Annotated in this window: 16 protein-coding genes and 1 riboswitch; of the genes, 5 read left to right on the forward strand and 11 right to left on the reverse strand. The window is 36.9% G+C overall.

All coding sequences use genetic code 11. From position 1 onward, the window contains the following. Window positions 1-16: 16 nt before the first annotated feature. Window positions 17-1,459 (reverse strand): PTS system trehalose-specific EIIBC component, encoded by a 1,443-nt coding sequence (gene treP / locus J2Z26_RS17805; protein WP_193534804.1) that lies wholly within the window; start codon window positions 1,457-1,459, stop codon window positions 17-19. A gap of 158 nt (window positions 1,460-1,617) precedes the next feature. Then, complete coding sequence (locus J2Z26_RS17810) at window positions 1,618-2,172, reverse strand: HD domain-containing protein (RefSeq protein ID WP_193534805.1); 555 nt, start codon at window positions 2,170-2,172, stop codon at window positions 1,618-1,620. Between the two features lie 95 nt (window positions 2,173-2,267). Between J2Z26_RS17810 and J2Z26_RS17815 the strand changes: the two genes are divergently transcribed. Together J2Z26_RS17815 and J2Z26_RS17820 are read left to right on the forward strand one after the other, a co-directional pair. Further along, a complete protein-coding gene (locus J2Z26_RS17815) occupies window positions 2,268-2,762 on the forward strand; it encodes a L,D-transpeptidase family protein (protein WP_193534806.1) in 495 nt (164 codons plus the stop codon). Window positions 2,763-2,818: 56 nt separating this feature from the next. Continuing rightward, window positions 2,819-3,583: a divergent polysaccharide deacetylase family protein gene (locus tag J2Z26_RS17820; RefSeq protein WP_193534807.1), complete on the forward strand. Its 765-nt coding sequence runs from the start codon at window positions 2,819-2,821 to the stop codon at window positions 3,581-3,583. A 61-nt stretch (window positions 3,584-3,644) separates the two neighbouring features. Here J2Z26_RS17820 and J2Z26_RS17825 read toward each other — a convergent pair whose 3' ends face one another. After that, on the reverse strand, window positions 3,645-4,946 hold the full coding sequence (locus tag J2Z26_RS17825; RefSeq protein WP_193534808.1) for an MFS transporter: 1,302 nt from the start codon (window positions 4,944-4,946) through the stop codon (window positions 3,645-3,647). A gap of 122 nt (window positions 4,947-5,068) precedes the next feature. Here J2Z26_RS17825 and J2Z26_RS17830 point away from each other — a divergent pair, with 122 nt between their 5' ends. After that, complete coding sequence (locus J2Z26_RS17830) at window positions 5,069-6,301, forward strand: helix-turn-helix domain-containing protein (protein WP_193534809.1); 1,233 nt, start codon at window positions 5,069-5,071, stop codon at window positions 6,299-6,301. Between the two features lie 19 nt (window positions 6,302-6,320). Here the strand turns inward: J2Z26_RS17830 and J2Z26_RS17835 are convergent, their stop codons facing one another. The 4 genes from J2Z26_RS17835 to J2Z26_RS17850 form a co-directional block, all read right to left on the reverse strand. Then, window positions 6,321-7,802, reverse strand: a complete 1,482-nt coding sequence (locus J2Z26_RS17835; RefSeq protein WP_193534810.1) for a phytoene desaturase family protein — start codon at window positions 7,800-7,802, stop codon at window positions 6,321-6,323. A 79-nt stretch (window positions 7,803-7,881) separates the two neighbouring features. Next, entirely contained in the window at window positions 7,882-8,436 is a 555-nt protein-coding gene (locus J2Z26_RS17840; RefSeq protein ID WP_193534811.1) for a class F sortase, read from the reverse strand. A 43-nt stretch (window positions 8,437-8,479) separates the two neighbouring features. Further along, window positions 8,480-9,286 (reverse strand): DUF4397 domain-containing protein, encoded by an 807-nt coding sequence (locus J2Z26_RS17845; RefSeq protein WP_193534812.1) that lies wholly within the window; start codon window positions 9,284-9,286, stop codon window positions 8,480-8,482. 210 nt (window positions 9,287-9,496) lie between these two features. Beyond that, window positions 9,497-10,402, reverse strand: a complete 906-nt coding sequence (locus J2Z26_RS17850) for a DMT family transporter (RefSeq protein WP_193534813.1) — start codon at window positions 10,400-10,402, stop codon at window positions 9,497-9,499. 231 nt (window positions 10,403-10,633) lie between these two features. Further along, a riboswitch (purine riboswitch) is annotated at window positions 10,634-10,733 on the forward strand. Between the two features lie 69 nt (window positions 10,734-10,802). Between J2Z26_RS17850 and J2Z26_RS17855 the strand changes: the two genes are divergently transcribed. Beyond that, complete coding sequence (locus J2Z26_RS17855; protein ID WP_193534814.1) at window positions 10,803-11,996, forward strand: MFS transporter; 1,194 nt, start codon at window positions 10,803-10,805, stop codon at window positions 11,994-11,996. Between the two features lie 34 nt (window positions 11,997-12,030). Here the strand turns inward: J2Z26_RS17855 and rlmD are convergent, their stop codons facing one another. Next, window positions 12,031-13,422 carry a 23S rRNA (uracil(1939)-C(5))-methyltransferase RlmD gene (gene rlmD, locus J2Z26_RS17860; RefSeq protein WP_193534852.1) on the reverse strand — a complete coding sequence of 464 codons (1,392 nt, stop codon included), beginning with the start codon at window positions 13,420-13,422 and terminating at the stop codon, window positions 12,031-12,033. 102 nt (window positions 13,423-13,524) lie between these two features. After that, window positions 13,525-14,439 carry a diacylglycerol kinase gene (locus J2Z26_RS17865; RefSeq protein ID WP_193534815.1) on the reverse strand — a complete coding sequence of 305 codons (915 nt, stop codon included), beginning with the start codon at window positions 14,437-14,439 and terminating at the stop codon, window positions 13,525-13,527. A 418-nt stretch (window positions 14,440-14,857) separates the two neighbouring features. Between J2Z26_RS17865 and J2Z26_RS17870 the strand changes: the two genes are divergently transcribed. Beyond that, a complete protein-coding gene (locus J2Z26_RS17870; RefSeq protein WP_193534816.1) occupies window positions 14,858-15,577 on the forward strand; it encodes a YebC/PmpR family DNA-binding transcriptional regulator in 720 nt (239 codons plus the stop codon). Window positions 15,578-15,641: 64 nt separating this feature from the next. On the opposite strand, the gene J2Z26_RS17875 is transcribed toward J2Z26_RS17870, so the two are convergent. Continuing rightward, a complete protein-coding gene (locus tag J2Z26_RS17875; RefSeq protein ID WP_193534817.1) occupies window positions 15,642-16,751 on the reverse strand; it encodes a GerAB/ArcD/ProY family transporter in 1,110 nt (369 codons plus the stop codon). 2 nt (window positions 16,752-16,753) lie between these two features. Further along, window positions 16,754-16,999, reverse strand: a complete 246-nt coding sequence (locus J2Z26_RS17880; RefSeq protein WP_193534818.1) for a hypothetical protein — start codon at window positions 16,997-16,999, stop codon at window positions 16,754-16,756. Between the last annotated feature and the right edge of the window lies 1 nt (window position 17,000).

A 17,000-nucleotide genomic window follows, 5' to 3' on the forward strand; every position in this document is an offset into this window, starting at 1 on the left:
TCTTCTTTTGATAAAATTAACGAGTTTTCCCTAAACGCTTATATGCATTTTCACCCATTTTTGTTTTTGCTAAAATAAATGTTAATACAATTGGTACAACGATAGCTACAAGCATAGCCAATGCGAACAGAAGCATATCCTGAACTTGAATTGATAAAATACCAGGAATTCCCCCTACACCAATTGAGTTCGCCATTACACCAGAACCTACTGATATGATGGCCGCAATCATTGAGCCAACCATTGCTGCTAGAAACGGGAAAGCATACTTTAGGTTAATACCAAACATAGCTGGCTCTGTTACTCCTAAATAACAGGAGATTGCCGCAGGAACTGAAACCTGTTGTTCTTTTTCATCTTTTCTATTCAAGAAAATCATGGCAACAACTGCAGATCCTTGGGCAATATTTGATAATGCAATCATTGGCCAAAGGTTGGTTCCGCCAAATTCACTCATTAGCTGAAGGTCAATTGCATTTGTCATATGATGTAGACCAGTAATAACTAATGGAGCATAAGCGAAACCGAATAATGCAGCAAATAACCATCCAAACGAAGATGTTAGACCTGAGTAGACTACATCAGAAATCCATGATCCTATTGCCCATCCGATTGGTCCTAACACAACGTGTGCTATTAAGACAGCAGGAACTAGAGCAAAAAACGGAACAAAAATCATAGATATGACGTTTGGAATCACTTTACGCAATCCAAGCTCTAAGTAAGAAAGTACAAAACCTGCTAAAATCGCCGGAATTACTTGTGCCTGATACCCTATCATCTGAACTTGAGCAAACCCAAAATCCCACACAGGTATATTCTCGGCTCCAGCAACGCCATATGCATTTAACAATTGTGGAGAAACAAGTGTAATCCCTAAAACGATACCTAATATTTGAGTTGTTCCCATTTTACGTGAGATTGCCCATGTAATACCAACTGGTAAGAAGTGAAATATCGCTTCACCAATCAACCATAAAAATGCATGAGCACCTGCCCAGAATTGTGAAACTTCGACTAATGTTTTAGTTCCACCATCGAGCATTTTGATTTCACCGATTACATTTCTAAAACCTAGGATTAGACCCCCAACAACTAATGCTGGAATTAATGGAGTAAAAATGTCTGCTAAATGTGAAACCATTCTTTGTAACACGTTCATATTCTGTTTTGCAGCAACTTTGGCATCATCTTTCGAAGCTGTGTCTCCTACGCCTGCAATCTTCGAAAATTCATTATAAAACGTCGCAACCTCATTGCCGATAATAACCTGAAATTGTCCTGCTTGAGTAAAAGTACCCTTAACGAGCCCAATATTCTCAACGGCCTTAACATCTGCCTTGCTTTGGTCTTTTAAAACAAACCTCATTCTAGTTGCACAGTGGGTAACAACCGAAATATTGTCTCTACCACCCACATGCTCTAGCAATTCCTTTGCCGAGTCAGTATATTTGCCCATAATTTTATATCTTCCTCCAATCTATCTCTAATAAATTTTGTTCTCATAGTTGCATATTCATTATTTTCTTACGCCAACCTTATTATTATTCATAACAAAAAGGGGCCTGACCCCCGGCACGTTAAAGCTTTAACGCGCCGGGGGTCAGGCCCCAAAATTCACATAGTATCTAGTTGGCCAAATACATCAACTACTACTTTTTCTAATTCATCTATTAACCTGAATTCTTCCTTCTGAGGTGCTAACACTTTCACAATACTTGAGTAATACCAATGTTGTTGGCTTTTACCTCGGTTAAAACGATTCCATACATCCTCTCCATTTGTTTCAATATCTTCTTTTATGCTCTTTAGATTATGTAATTTATCAGCCACTATAACTTTTATTTCATCCAATTCCGCATTCTTTAAGTGCTCAATGGTATGCTTTTTTCTTTCCTCCCAGGATAAGCTTTTATCCTGCTCAGAAGCAGCACGAACTAGACTTGTAACTTTAGATCCAAATAAGTTTGTCAAATCCTCATAAGTTACATCTGTATCCTCAACTGTATCATGAAGGATTCCTGCTGCAATGATTTCATCTGAACACTTCTCCTTTTGTAGTAACATTCCTACTGCAAACGGATGTGTTATATATGGAATGTCTGTTAATTTTCTAGTCTGACCAGCATGAGCTTTTGCTGCGATTACAATCGCTTTATCAATCAAATTCATTTATCTATGCCTCCTTACAAATATATTAATTGAAGAAACTCCTTTTTTATTCAACATATAATTATAGTATTACCATTTTAAAGGAGGTGTCCACTTTGATCCATACAATAAAGCCCGGAGAGACCCTTAATCAGATAGCAAGAGATTATCGCACCCCACTCGCCTCAATCATTACAGCAAACCCTTCAATCAATCCAAATATCATCTATCCCGGTCAAACCATTGTGATTCCAGGCTATCCATCTCCAGATACGATCCCATTTACAATAGATGTATCTATCAACAACCGAAAACTAACCTTATTTAAAAATGGCGTTTTCCAAAAACAATATCCAATTGCAGTCGGAAGAATCTTACACGGTACGCCTGTAGGTAGCTATATCATTATTAACAAAGCTCCCAATCCCGGCGGTCCATTCGGTACAATGTGGATGAGTCTTTCAAAACAGCATTATGGAATTCATGGAACCAATGACCCAAGTTCCATTGGAAAAGCTGTTTCTAAAGGATGTATTCGCATGTATAACCGTGATGTTGAAGAACTTGCGAGAACCATTCCTATTGGAACCCGTGTAAATATCCATTCTTAACAATGTATGAATAAAATCCTTTTGGGAGACGTTATAAGAAAAAAGGAGTCGTTCCTATGAGGATTATTCTTCTTATGGTGGTTCTTCTTTTCTCAAGCTTTATGTCCAATGCAGCAGCAAATGTAGATAACACAAAGAAAGTTTTAGCAATTGTAATTGATGATTTTGGGAATAACATGAAGGGTACTGAAGATATGCTTGCTCTTCCAATTCCTCTAACAGTGGCTATTATGCCACATATGACAACAACCGAACGTGATGCGAAATTAGCCCACTCAAGAGGTCATGAGGTAATTATTCATCTTCCAATGGAGCCTAAGAGAGGCAAGAAAAGCTGGCTGGGTCCTGGTGCAATTACAACAGACTTAAGTGACGAGGAAATTCGAAAAAGAGTGGAAGCAGCAATAGAAAACGTTCCATATGCGGTAGGCATGAATCATCATATGGGTTCAAAGGTAACTGAAAACGAACGAATCATGAGAATTGTTTTAGAAGTCTGTAAAGAAAAAGGTCTTTATTATTTAGACAGCAAAACAGCTGGTAAAAGTGTGATTCCCAAGATTGCAGCAGAGCTATCCGTTCCCTATTTAGAAAACAACATGTTCTTTGATCACCAATATTCAAGTAAGCATATTTATAAGCAAGCTTCAGTTATTGTAAAAAAACTTGAGGACCGCAGTCCGTTAATTGCGATTGGCCATGTTGGAATTACTGGAGATAATGTTGTTGGTGCAATTAAGGCAAACATTCCTGAATATGAAAAACATGCTGAAATTGTATTACTATCTGAACTAATTCCAAATTCTGTTCCATTATATTAATAGATCCAACATAAAAAATTCGCCAAGTAACATACTCGGCGAATTTTTTTATAACGATAATCTATATAACTGTTCCCGCTACTTTAGGCACTCTTTTCGCTTCTCCGTATTCAGGGTGAACCTTACGAACAACAGAACTCCTTGCCAAGAATAAAACCACACCAATTAGCAATAGTGATGAAGTTAACAGAATCCACTGCGGTGGAAATACATCATATAGGAATCCATAAATGACCATTCCTAGTGGCATAAGAGCCATAGCCATTGTTTCTAAAATTGAAAAGACACGTCCTTTAAAGTCATCATCAATTTCCTTTTGCATCAGTACTTGTAAAGGTGTATTCACAATCATTACCGTCACTCCAAAGCTAAACATGATGGTTGCATAATAGATAAATGTTAGTAGACTTGATAATTCGACCACTAAAGGTATTCCAATTGCCGCCATTAGTAAACCTAATCCGATGATGCCACGCTTTGAAACCAAGAAAGGATACTTTACTTCTTTTCCCATTGAGAAGTAAATCGACATTAGTAACATCCCAACAGCAAAAGCACCTTGTGTAAGACCGAAAGCTTGAGAATCCATTTTCATTTTTTCAATTAAAATAAAAGAATAACCTACCTCAAAGGCTCCAAATAAGAAATTGATTAATAAGGATATCCAAATCATAGTCATTACGAGCTTTTGTAATTTTAAATAGTTCACTCCTGCTTTTAGACCTTGCCACATTGACTCTTTTTGTTGCCCATCTTCTTTTTGTGCTCTATTAGCAAAGAGGTTAAAGTCCATTGTAGCCTCAAGGATAACAGCAACAATTGATGCACAAATATAAATGATAAGGAAGGTCGACATAGAAACCGCACCATATAGTAAACCACCTACTGCCGGGCTTGCAATTGCAGCAAATGAAATAGACATTTGATTTAATGACATTGCCCGTTGAATTCTATCTTTATCAATCAAACCGGTAATCGATGCAGTAAATGTCACACCAGAAAACATTGATGTTAATGAAAGGACGCAAGTTGTTATATATATTGCTAGTAATGATAGCCCTGAGGTAAGAGTAACTGCTAATAACGTTATGATTGTTACTGTTGTTGCAATTTGTGAGATGATAACAATCTTTTTCCGCGAATATTTATCTGCTACATAACCTGCAATCGGAGAAGCTAATGTTCTTGGCAAGATATTGCATATTAAGTTGGTAGCGAAACTTGTTGCAGAGCCTGTTAATTGCAAAATATAAAAACTGATTGCGAAAGTATACACTTGTGCTCCAAATGTAGAAATAAGCTTACTTATCGTAAACGTATACAGATGATAAGTTGCTTTTTTTAACTTTAATGTTTGATCCATCGGATAACACCTTCCAAAAGTTTAATTTAATTAAACAAATTATATCATCTTCCGTTCTTCCATTTCAACAAAAAGTTTAATATAATTAAACTAATTAGATTTTAGGAGTGAAATGCACAATTATGCTGGGAGAAAAAATACGAAAACTACGTAAACAGAAAAAACTAACCTTAGAACAGCTTGCAGGATCTGAACTTACTAAGGGTATGCTCAGTTTAATTGAAAATAATAAAGCAAAGCCTTCAATGGAAAGTCTAGAATATATTGCGAGTCGACTCGGAGTAGCTATATCAGATTTAATGGGAGAAACAAGTATCCAGGAAACTAGAGAACTATTGGAAAAAGCTGAGGCTTTAATAAATTTGGACTTTGAAAACAATAAGGACAAGTTTAAAGAATTAATTATGTTAATTGAACCATATACACCTAAGCTTTCTCATGGATATGAATCAGCTAGACTGTTAGATATATATAGTCGAAGCCTTTTTCATGAACAGAAAAGTGGCTGGAAGGAACTCGTACAACAGGTTTCAACAATGTATGATGAAATGAATTTAACTGCTAGACGTGCCTCTATCGGAATATTTAATGCTCTTGAAAAATTTTATGAGCACCGCTACTCAGAATCACTGGCGATTTTTATAAATGAACGTAAAGAGGTCGAAGCTAAACATGCCTTTATTGACCCTATGACACGTCTAGACTTTGACTATTATGAAGCAATACTGTACTTCGCGGTGGGTAATGCAGATGCCGCTTCAAAGGTTATTGAAAATGCACTGAGTTATTCAAAGGAGAAAAGAATCTTTTACCTAATTGATGAATTATACCGTATTGCGGCTGCACATTCGATGATGTCTAACGATAAGGAAAAAACGGATTACTTCTTAACTAAGTTAAAGCAATATGGAGAATTTGTTGAAGATTTTAAACCTCTCTTTTTCTATAAATTATTTAAGCTCATGTCTCTAACTTTTGAACAGCATAAATATGGACTAGCTCTGGAATTGATAAATGAGTATTCAGAGGATTTTGCCCTGGTGGAGCAGTTCGGACCTTGGCTTTATATTGAAAAGGGAAAGGCCTTATATGGTTTAGGGCACTATCAAGAGGCGATCGAAAATATCGAAAAGAGTGAAATTCCTCACTATATACATCATCCTTTCGACTTGTCGATTTTCTATATAAAACACGCTTATAAAGCACTGGCATATCTAGCTTTAGAGGATCATTCAAAAGCTTTGCTAACAGCAGAAACAGCGGTTACACTATTCGAACCTTTGCCGGATTCATCTTTTAAGCAATTTTCAAATGAAGTCTACAATAAAATCGTGGAGACACAAAAAAAGGCCTGATTATCAGGTCTTTTAGTTCTTAAGAATATTCTTTCACTATTGTTCTTGCTGCATAATATCCACTTAAACATGATGACAGTGTTCCTGGGCCCGGAAAAACATGTTCCCCCACAATATAAAATTGAGGTAGCTTTGAACGCACTCCCCTAGGCTTCCTAATTGCATTTTTTACAGTTAACGGAAAACCACCGACCCCTGATTTACCAATAAACTTCTCATAAGTTAACGGAGAACCAGCTTCGAAATACTTTAGCTTTTCCTTCACAGGTATTACATGCTCAACCTCATTAAGAATTTCACCTACTAGTTGTTCTTTAGCAAGCTTATATTCCTCTTTAGAGTAAGCATTCCATAAACTGAGGTCTGTATGCACAGATATTGTCATGGCCACCTCATTATTTATTGGCTCACCGTTCTTACCCTTCGCGTTGTGAAATGTAACATAAACTGGCCCATGTGCTCGATTTAAAAGGGTAGACTGAGATGAGCTAGGAACAATTTGGTAAGCAAACGGAAGACTACTGTCTTTTGGAAGTTCTTTTTTAATCTCATCCGATACAATCGCATCTAATCTGAATGCTCCCCAAGAGAATTCACCATCATCTGTGTAACTTGTTTTAGGACCAAAAGATATGCCAGAATTATTAATTACTATATCAAAAAGTGAAGAACACTTTTTACTTTCAATTCCCCATTTCTTCTGAATAGGATCGTAGTTTACTTTCTGAACTGGTGATTTTAGTAGCACTCTGCCGCCGTGCTCCACAATTTTATCAGAAAGTGCTTTGCTTAATTGCCCCATCCCATTTTCAAAAGTAAAGCTCCCTTTTCTGTAAATAGATAGTGCAACACATGAAGGTAAAAGGGCTGCTTCACTTACATCTGTTTGAACAGCGTCAATTAGTTGAGCATCAAGGAAATGAATGAGAGGTTCATATGAATCAAGATTATGTCGTTTTAGTAGATCCCTCACTGTCCACCGAGCAAATCGCGCCAGACGAAGTGCTGCATCAGGGTGTTTTACTAGAAACTTAGGCAACGTTCCTAAGTCATATAATCTTCTAATCGGCAAAGATACCTCAGATTCTGTTACTCCAAGAACATCCTGACTTAATTGGTTAAGTTCATCCCAAAATTTAATGACATCTCCACTTCGATCAGGAAAGGCTAGTTTTAGCTCTTTCTCCCAGCTTTCTTTTGACTTGTAGATGGAAACCTTACCACTCGGTAAAATAACATCCATCGGGTGAAGCATATCATTAACCGGCAGCTCTATTTGTAGTTCATTCACTATTTTTCTTAATACACCATTTTCCTCTAATCCAAAGGCAATGGTAGCTCCAGTAGGGAACATTCTTCCTTTACGAATATACCAACCTGCAGATCCTCCAACTGTAGTAGCTTTTTCTAAAACAGTCACATCATAGCCAGCCTTTGCTAAATAGGCTCCAGCAGTTAACCCACCTATGCCTGCACCGATGATGCATATGGACTTTGTCAATGTTCTCCCTCCTTCCATGAGTTATATATATTCTTTTTAAGAAGATAAGCAGTTGATCTGTTTGATCAACTGCTTTCTTCTAAATTTCCACTTCTATAGCTGTCACAACTAATCGTTCTTCATGTGTTCTTTTAAACGGATTATATGAACCAGTACATGTTATTAACTGCAATCTCTTTTGAGAAGTGAAACCAAATATCTCTTCAAGTGGTCCATCCTGGTATGGATATTTTTCTATTTTTGTTATACGATAGGTGATTTCTCTATTATGACCATCTGTAATAATAATTTTATCATTCAAAGTAACATTTTCTAAATGAAAGAAGATACCAGGACCAAGATAGCTATCCACATGTCCAGCTAACACTACATTCCCGTTCTGACCCGGCTTAGCACCTTGCGTATACCATCCAACTTCCATAACATCCTTTGGTACTTCCATCGTTCCATCCTCTTGAAGTCCCACTGATATGATATTTGCATCTAAGTTTAGAGATGGTATGGCAAGATTCTGAGGAACAAATCCTGTATCTTGCCTTATCACTCTAGTAGAAATCGCTTGATCCTGAAACGATTTACCTTCTACAACCGGTTCTTTATTGACTGAGCCTTCTTGTATCTCATCATATATCATTTCATTCGTTGCACAGCCTGTTAAAGTAAGGAAGAATACTAGACTAAGATTGAAACATGCTTTTTCTTCTAAATAAAAAGTATGAAAGACCTGCTGCTAGTAAAACAATTGGTAGGATAGTTGTAATTAACCCAGTTAACCCACCATTCCCTGTTTTAGGCATCTCTGTAGGCATAGCTGAAGTTGCTGGATCTGCTAATACAATTACATCTAAAGCAGGTTCACCGGCAGCAAGACCTACAGCTAGAACTGTATAAATTGTGTTTGCTTTAAGCTCAGTACCTGGTAAAGAAAGAACTACATCTTCAGTACCCGCAACACGCACTTCCAAATCTAGAGTCGCTGGATCAATCTCAGCATATTCTGTTACAGCTTTAAAAGGTGCGTCTGAGAATAGAACGTCTCCACCTGTTACCGCTACATCAACATTTGGTGCATCAGGTGAAAAGTGACCTACTCGAACCTTTGTTTTATCTGTTGTTGTTGTCATATCATCATTTAATACTGCTACTTCTAGACTTTCAAGTTTATTAACAGCTAGTGCAGTATAAGCTTTACCCGCTTCAACTGTAAGTGTTGCAGTTAATACTGGATTGCCGTCTGCGACCGTACCTGCAGCAAAAATACTCACTTCATGGTCACCAGCTGGAACCATTAAATAATCTGTAACAGCTTTAAAGCCTGCATTTTCGACTACAGTATCTCCATTGACTGTAATATCTACAGCAGGAGCATCAGGTGAGGCATGGATAATTCGAACTTTAGCTTGCTCATGATTATCCGCCATTACAGCCCCTCCAAATAATGAGAACACAAGTGTAAAGATTGATACTAAAATTAGCTTCTTCATCTTCATCTCTCCTTTGGATTGTTTAATATGTGTATAACTTATGTACAGAAAATGTATACATATGTTATACAATAGTTATACAAATTTTATACTTATCCTGTCAACAAAAAACTTTTAATTCAAGATATCTTTTTAAAAAATAGTCATAACGTCACAAAAATTCCACAAAAAAAAGAGACCTGATGGCCTCTCTTGATAGTAAAATATTACTTATAGAGCATGTGAGCTTCTTTGTTTTACTTTTGACTTTTTATTCGCCAGGTACACTCCCAAGAAGATGGTTGCCAATCCTAGCAGCAAGTTACTTGTAATGGGTTCGCCAAGTAATACATTTCCCCATAATAGTGCTGTAAGTGGGATTAAGTAGGTGACAGTACTGGCAAACTCAGCTCCTCCATCATTGATTAAGTAATAATAAAGTAAGTAAGCAATACCTGATCCTAAACATCCTAGTCCGATGACCGATCCGATAAAGACGAAATCTGCAGTATCTATTATTCGCCCAAATGCTGCTGGATCTGTAATAATTACACCGATTAACCCGACACACGCCCCCACTAGAAGAGAGAATGTAGAAGTGACAACCACATGTGTCTGTTTTAGGTATTTCCTCGTAAATTGGGTGGCAAATCCATAACAGGTTGCTGCAAGTAGCATTGTTCCGATTCCAATAAACTGACTGGAAAACAACTCGTTCACATTAAAATTCATAAGAATTAAGATGCCTATAAATCCCAGTCCAATTCCGATCCATTGCATTTTAGTGAGTATAATAGCAAACACAAAAAATCCCATTAAGCCAGTCAGTATCGGAGTCAGTGCATTTAAAACAGCTGCCGTATTACTTGTAATATTCGTTTGACTCAAAGCAATAAGTCCCCATGGCAAACCCGCATTAACAACACCCACTGTTACTAGTGCTTTCCAAGGAAGAGGTCTTTGTACTTCCTTCTTTTTTATTTTAACTAATAAAACGGGTAATAAAATCAGTACACCTGCTATACAGCGCAAAAATACTGTACCCCATACACCTGCCGTACTTATTAAGGTCTCTATAAATACAAATGATAAGCCCCATATTAAACTTAGTAGAATTAGTGCACCATATAGTTTCATCCTACACTCCTTGGTCTTACTAGTAATCTAGTTTGTTTTATAATACTATACCAAAATTCTAAATATAGACAATATAATCAGGGTATCTAGAAAGAAAAAAGAATAATGAAAGCCTTAGAATTAGATACATTTGGCATTATTCATGAAGAAATGGAGGATATCGGGGAGGACTACTTTAATTTAACACTTGAAAAAACGAACGAAACCTAGTAAACTTTTCAAAGTGATTTCTTAAACTAAATAAGTAATACCTGTATAACCTCAAGAATATGGCTTGAGGGTCTCTACCAGGAACCATAAAATCCTGATTACAGAAAATGAATGACTCATTTTTTGTAATCAGGATTTTTTTTATTTTCTAAAAAGTCCATATTGATTATTTAAAGAAAGGAAAAAGAATATGAATTTAAAAGTTTTTATACTTGCATTATCAGCTGTTGCAGTTGGACTTGTTGAGTTAATCGTAGGTGGCATACTTCCTACTATAGCAAATGATTTTAACATCTCCTTAAGCTCTGCAGGGCAACTAATTACGGTTTTTGCGCTTATTTATGCTATTGCCGGTCCTGTTTTACTCGTTTTAACGAGCAAAACTGAGCGTAAAAAATTATATCTTACATCTTTGTTAATCTTCTTCATCGGGAATGTCATGACCTATTTCAGTCCAAATTTCACTTTTATGATGATTGCAAGAGTGTTAACGGCAATGAGTACTGCATTGATTGTTGTACTTTCTTTAACCATAGCTACAAAGATTGTTTCGCCAGCACATCGAGCAAGGGCTTTGGGACTTATCTATGTAGGTATTAGCTCATCACTTGTCATGGGTGTACCACTAGGAATTCTTATTTCAGATACATTTGGCTGGCGTGTTATATTCCTTGGAATTGCTGTTTTAGCCATAGGATCCTTCGTCCTGATTTCCATCTTTCTAGAAAGAATCCCTGGTGAAAACGCAATTCCACTTTCACAACAAGTAAGAGCTGTGGGTAGTCTAAAAATTGGTAGTGCCCATCTTGCAACCATGTTTATGTTGGCAGGACATTATACCCTTTATGCCTATTTCACTCCATTTTTAGAAACGGAGCTTCATCTGAGTTCCAACTGGATAAGTCTTTGTTATTTACTATTTGGCATTGCCGCGGTAAGTGGGGGAGCATTTGGAGGAATTCTTTCTGATTCGATTGGAGCTCCGAAAAGTATCATAGCTGTGATCAGTGCATTTGCCGTTGTACTGTTTATATTGCCATTTACAACCTTCACACTAATTCTGTTCATACCAATGATGATGTTATGGGCGGCGTTAAGTTGGGGGCTAGCTCCACCACAACAAAGCTACTTGATTCAGACAGACCCTGCTACATCTGACATTCAGCAAAGCTTCAATAATTCAGCACTACAAATCGGTATTTCACTTGGTTCAGGGTTTGGTGGTGTTGTGTTAAGTCAAACTGGATCGGTTGCTAGTACGGCTTGGTTTGGCGGAGTACTTGTTATTATCGCATTGTTGTGTGCGGTCTTTTCTTTAACAAGGAGAACGTCCGAGAGAGAACAGTCAATTGTAACCTCGGCTGCTTACAAGTCCAATGTTTGATAGCTTAGTGTATGTGAAAAGCAGCAGGAATCCCCTATTTGGGGCCTGCTGCTTCTTTTAATACCATCTGCGCCACACACTCAACATGTGTCGTATGCGGAAACATATCCACCGGCTGTACTTCAACAGTCTTAAACCCACCGTCCTCAAGGATTTTCAAATCCCTTGCAAGAGTTGCAGGGTTGCAGGATACATACACCACACGCTTTGGCTGCATTTCAATAATCGTGTTAAGTAATGCCTCATCACACCCTTTACGAGGCGGATCTACGACAATCACATCAGCTTTAATCCCCTCTTTGTTCCAACGCGGGATCACTACCTCCGATTCACCTACAGCAAATTCTGCATTTTCGATTCCATTTAATAACGCATTTCTATTTGCATCTTCAATCGCTTCAGGGACAATTTCAACTCCATATACTTTTTTAGCTTTTTGCGCTAAGAATAAGGAAATTGTTCCAATTCCACAATAAGCATCTATAACGGTTTCTTCACCTGTTAAGTTTGCATACTCTAATGCCTTATCATAAAGCACCTTCGTCTGTTCAGGATTTACTTGATAAAATGATCTTGCTGAGATCGCGAACTTGATGTCACCTATATAATCATAGATATATTCTTCGCCCCATAGGACACTAGTTTCTTCTCCAAAGATGACATTTGTTCGTTTAGGATTGATATTATGAACAATTGATTTTACATTTGGAAGGTTTGTATGAATTTCCTCGATAATCTTTTCCTTATGTGGAAGCTCATTTGTTTTTGTGATCAAAACAACCATGATTTCATTTGTCACTAATCCATAACGCGCCATAATATGACGAATTGTTCCTTTATGCTTTTCCTCATTATAAGCAGTTACCCCATATTTCTCACAGATTGCTTTAACGGTTTGGATAACCTGATCATTTTTTTCTTGCTGGATTAAACAAGCTTCCATGTCAATGATTTCATGGCTACGTTGTTGATAGAATCCTGCAACAAGTCCACCTTCTCGTTCCCCTACAGGAACTTGGGCTTTATTACGGTACCTCCATGGTTCTTCCATCCCTAAAACTGGGTGTACAGTGATATCCTTTAGATGTCCAATTCTCGTTAAGACATCTTGTACTTGCTTTTGTTTTGCTTTTAGTTGCCCTTCATAGCTTAGATGTTGTAATTGACATCCTCCGCATTCTTTATACAGTGGACAAGGTGCATCCACTCGGTCTCTACTTTTTTCTTGAAGCTCAATTAAACGGCCAAAGGCATAGCCTTTTTTCACTTTTATTACCTTTATTTTAGCTCGTTCCTCTGGTAAGGCGTTTTGTACAAAGATCGGAAAACCTTCAACCTTTGCCACCCCAGCTCCGTCGTGAGTAAGGTCTTCAAAGGTAACTTCATAGTATTCATTCTTTGCAACTGGAACTTGCGTATTGGTCATATTTTCTTCTTCCTTTTCGTCAAAATGCTTAATTGATTGTAACATAACTATAACTCTGTCTGCCAATTGCCAATTAAAAAACCCGGCATAAGCGGCCAGGTTTTAACTATTATCATGCATGAATTGGGATTTTTCTTTCGAAACAAACACATCAAAATGATGGTACAAGTTTACGAACTCTCCAGGTAGCAATCCACCGTATTCACCATCAAGATTCAACTGCATTTTTTCAGTAGGATTTACTTTCACTCGATTTGCTTTTGTGTAAATCACATGTGGATCATTTATGTGCTCACCACGTAACGCAAGTGAGGCTATTTTTACAAAATCGGCTAGGTTTGCTTTTTTAAGAATGATTAAATCGAACAAACCATCATTTAAACGGGAATCAGGAGCTAGCTTTTCAAAGCCACCTACTGAGTTTGTAAGAGATACTAAAAACAACATAATTTCTCCTTCAAACTCTTTGCCATCGTACTCAATTTCAACGTGAGTCGGTCTAATGGAAGGAAGAATCTCCATTCCCTTTAAGTAATATGCTAGTTGGCCAAGCATCGTTTTTAATTTGCTAGGTACCTCGTACGTTAATTCCGTCAAACGACCACCACCAGCAATGTTTACGAAATACTTGTCATTCACCCGGCCAATATCGATAGGTTCCGTTATACCTTCTACAATAGCTCCAACAGCTGTTTCTATTGAGCCATTCACGCCAATAGCGCGAGCAAAGTCATTTGTTGTACCAACCGGGATTACTCCTAACTTTGGTCGATAGGGTTGTTCAGCTAGTCCATTTACAACTTCGTTAATCGTTCCATCACCACCGGCCGCAATGACTACATCGAAGTTTCTCTCAGCGGCAATTCTAGCTGCATTTGTTGCATCCCCTGCCCCTGTCGTTGCATGACATGACGTTTCATAACCTGCTACTTCTAACCGTTGCAATACATCTGGCAAATGCTTTTTAAATATCTCTCGTCCTGATGTCGGATTGTATATAATTCTTGCTCTTTTCATACCCATCATCCTATTATTTATTTAAATTATATTATGATTAAAGTCCATTTCCTTTACAAATTAGACCGCTGACTTTTTGCCACTATTTAACATCATAGCTTATTTAAACTGTTTAATCAATTTTAGCATAATAAGCAGGTTATTTTCCTGTTTATTGATGTCACCGAATCAAATTAACATATACTCTCATTTTATGCACCTTGTATTATTCTTTAAACCAATGTACGCACCAAAATTCCGATTAAGTCTATCTAACTCTAATTTTATAAAAGTTTCTTTCTCCCCCTAAAAATTCTTGATTATTTAACCGAGAAAAAATTATGATATAATAGAATATAGTGTTGTCCAAAAATTAGTTGCTAGCGATATCCTTTAAAAGAATCGCTTATTTTAGATTAATGGAAAGAGAGTGTTCATTGTGGGCCGTAAGTGGAACAATATTAAAGAAAAGAAAGCATCAAAGGATGCAAATACTAGTAGAGTTTATTCAAAGTTTGCTCTGGAAATCTATGTAGCAGCAAAATCTGGAGAACCTGATCCAGAATCAAATCAAGCACTAAAGTTCGTACTTGAACGTGCTAAGACATACAATGTACCAAGAGTAATTATCGATCGCGCAATCGACAAAGCAAAGGGTGGCTCTGAAGAAAGTTATGATGAGCTACGTTATGAAGGCTTTGGGCCAAGCGGCTCTATGATTATTGTTGATGCTCTAACTAATAATGTAAATCGTACTGCGTCTAATGTACGTGCTGCATTTGGTAAAAACGGTGGAAATATGGGTGTTAACGGCTCTGTTTCTTATATGTTTGATGCAACAGCAGTTATCGGGATTGAAGGTAAATCTTCAGATGAAGTACTTGAATTATTAATGGAAGCCGATGTAGATGTACGTGATATCATTGAGGAAGACGAAGCAGTTATTGTTTATGCTGAGCCAGAACAATTCCATGCTGTACAGGAAGCTTTCAAGTCAGCAGGGATAACTGAGTTCTCTGTTGCAGAATTAACAATGCTTGCTCAAAATGACGTAACTCTTCCTGAAGATGCACTAGCTCAATTTGAAAAGCTAATTGATGCACTTGAAGACTTAGAAGATGTTCAACGTGTATATCATAACGTTGATTTAGGTGAATAATACATTTAATAGCAGACCCCTTAAATAGGATGGGTCTGCTTTTTTATGTGATTATATAATCAAACTATTGCATTGTATTCGACTTCTTTTTCTTCATCTTCCCCATAATAAAGACTACTAATGGAAGAATAAGTCCTATGAGAATCATGTAAGGTGTACTTGCATACTTTGAAAATGCTTTTAAGTAGATACTACTTGGGATCATTATTAATGTAAGTACTATCACTAAAATTCCAAAAGGAAACGTAAGGGGCCGATAGTCTTTCAGATTGAAAAGTTGACTCATTCCAATTAAAAAGGAATACGAAACGAGTGCTAGCTTAAAGAAAATACTTAAAAACCAGATAAGAGCAATTAGCACTTCAATTCTCTCTAAGAAATTACCAATACTTATTTTCTTTACTAAAACATAGATAGGGAATTCATTTCTTGTTGAAAAATCAGGCCCAAGAACTAGTATACTTAGTAGTGTCAGCGAAAATAGGATAGCTCCCCCCAAAACTACACCCCATATGAAGGCAGAAGTCACTTTTTTTTTATCACTCACATGTGGTGTAATCATTAAGAGTAGTACCATTTCTACGAAAGGAAATCCTACCACATAATAAGATCCATAGAGAATGGGCCTTACCCCTTCTTCAAATATTGGAAAGAGATTTTTCGCTTCAGCTTCAGGTAATAGAAAAATAACAATGAATATAAATATTAAAAAAATCCATGGAATAAAAATTTCAGCTGAGCGAGCAATTGGTTCAATTCCAAGTCTAACACCATATACGATTGTTACAAAAATAAACAAATAATAAATAACTTCTATAGGTGTACCTACTAGTATTTGAGTCACTAAAAAATCGCCAATATCCCATAAAAGAAAACTCGATAACACTAAATGTAAAGACAACGTCACAAGTGCAATGCATCTACCTACCCATTTCCCTAAGGCAAATACAGCTAATTCAAAATAACTCAAATTAGGGTCAATTTTGCTAAAACTGCCATAAAACCAAGCTAACAACACTCCAACAATAATAGCGATTAAACAGGATATCCATGCATCCTGTTTTGCAACGCTTGCTAGGATAGTAGGGATAAATAATACCGCGCTTCCTACAACAAACATCGAAGTTAGAATTGTAAACTGCCAAGGACTAATCTGTACAGATTTATTATTCATACCTACCCTCCCCCTATCAATATGGCCTCTATCGCTTTTCCAACAGGCTCAAACGTGAATTTCAAACCATCAAGAGGATTTATTATTGCAACCCCCATTCTCTCCAAGATAAACAAAGTAGATGAAAATAATAATAAAGATAAAAATAAAATTATCTCTTTCTTCATGTTATTTTCCCTCAATCTTTTAAGCTCAAAATAAGAAACTACTCCAATAATCATTAAAAATAGAAAGACTTTTATAATCATT

Origin of the sequence: Cytobacillus luteolus, from assembly GCF_017873715.1 — a bacterium.
GTDB classification, from domain to species: domain Bacteria; phylum Bacillota; class Bacilli; order Bacillales; family Bacillaceae_L; genus Bacillus_BV; species Bacillus_BV luteola.

Coding starts and splice junctions, on each gene's coding strand:
- treP (WP_193534804.1), bottom strand. CDS start 1,459: ATGGGCAAATATACTGACTCGGCAAAGGAATTGCTAGAGCATGTGGGT.
- J2Z26_RS17810 (WP_193534805.1), bottom strand. CDS start 2,172: ATGAATTTGATTGATAAAGCGATTGTAATCGCAGCAAAAGCTCATGCT.
- J2Z26_RS17820 (WP_193534807.1), top strand. CDS start 2,819: ATGAGGATTATTCTTCTTATGGTGGTTCTTCTTTTCTCAAGCTTTATG.
- J2Z26_RS17825 (WP_193534808.1), bottom strand. CDS start 4,946: ATGGATCAAACATTAAAGTTAAAAAAAGCAACTTATCATCTGTATACG.
- J2Z26_RS17830 (WP_193534809.1), top strand. CDS start 5,069: ATGCTGGGAGAAAAAATACGAAAACTACGTAAACAGAAAAAACTAACC.
- J2Z26_RS17840 (WP_193534811.1), bottom strand. CDS start 8,436: ATGATATATGATGAGATACAAGAAGGCTCAGTCAATAAAGAACCGGTT.
- J2Z26_RS17845 (WP_193534812.1), bottom strand. CDS start 9,286: ATGAAGAAGCTAATTTTAGTATCAATCTTTACACTTGTGTTCTCATTA.
- J2Z26_RS17850 (WP_193534813.1), bottom strand. CDS start 10,402: ATGAAACTATATGGTGCACTAATTCTACTAAGTTTAATATGGGGCTTA.
- J2Z26_RS17855 (WP_193534814.1), top strand. CDS start 10,803: ATGAATTTAAAAGTTTTTATACTTGCATTATCAGCTGTTGCAGTTGGA.
- rlmD (WP_193534852.1), bottom strand. CDS start 13,422: ATGACCAATACGCAAGTTCCAGTTGCAAAGAATGAATACTATGAAGTT.
- J2Z26_RS17865 (WP_193534815.1), bottom strand. CDS start 14,439: ATGAAAAGAGCAAGAATTATATACAATCCGACATCAGGACGAGAGATA.
- J2Z26_RS17875 (WP_193534817.1), bottom strand. CDS start 16,751: ATGAATAATAAATCTGTACAGATTAGTCCTTGGCAGTTTACAATTCTA.
- J2Z26_RS17880 (WP_193534818.1), bottom strand. CDS start 16,999: ATGATTATAAAAGTCTTTCTATTTTTAATGATTATTGGAGTAGTTTCT.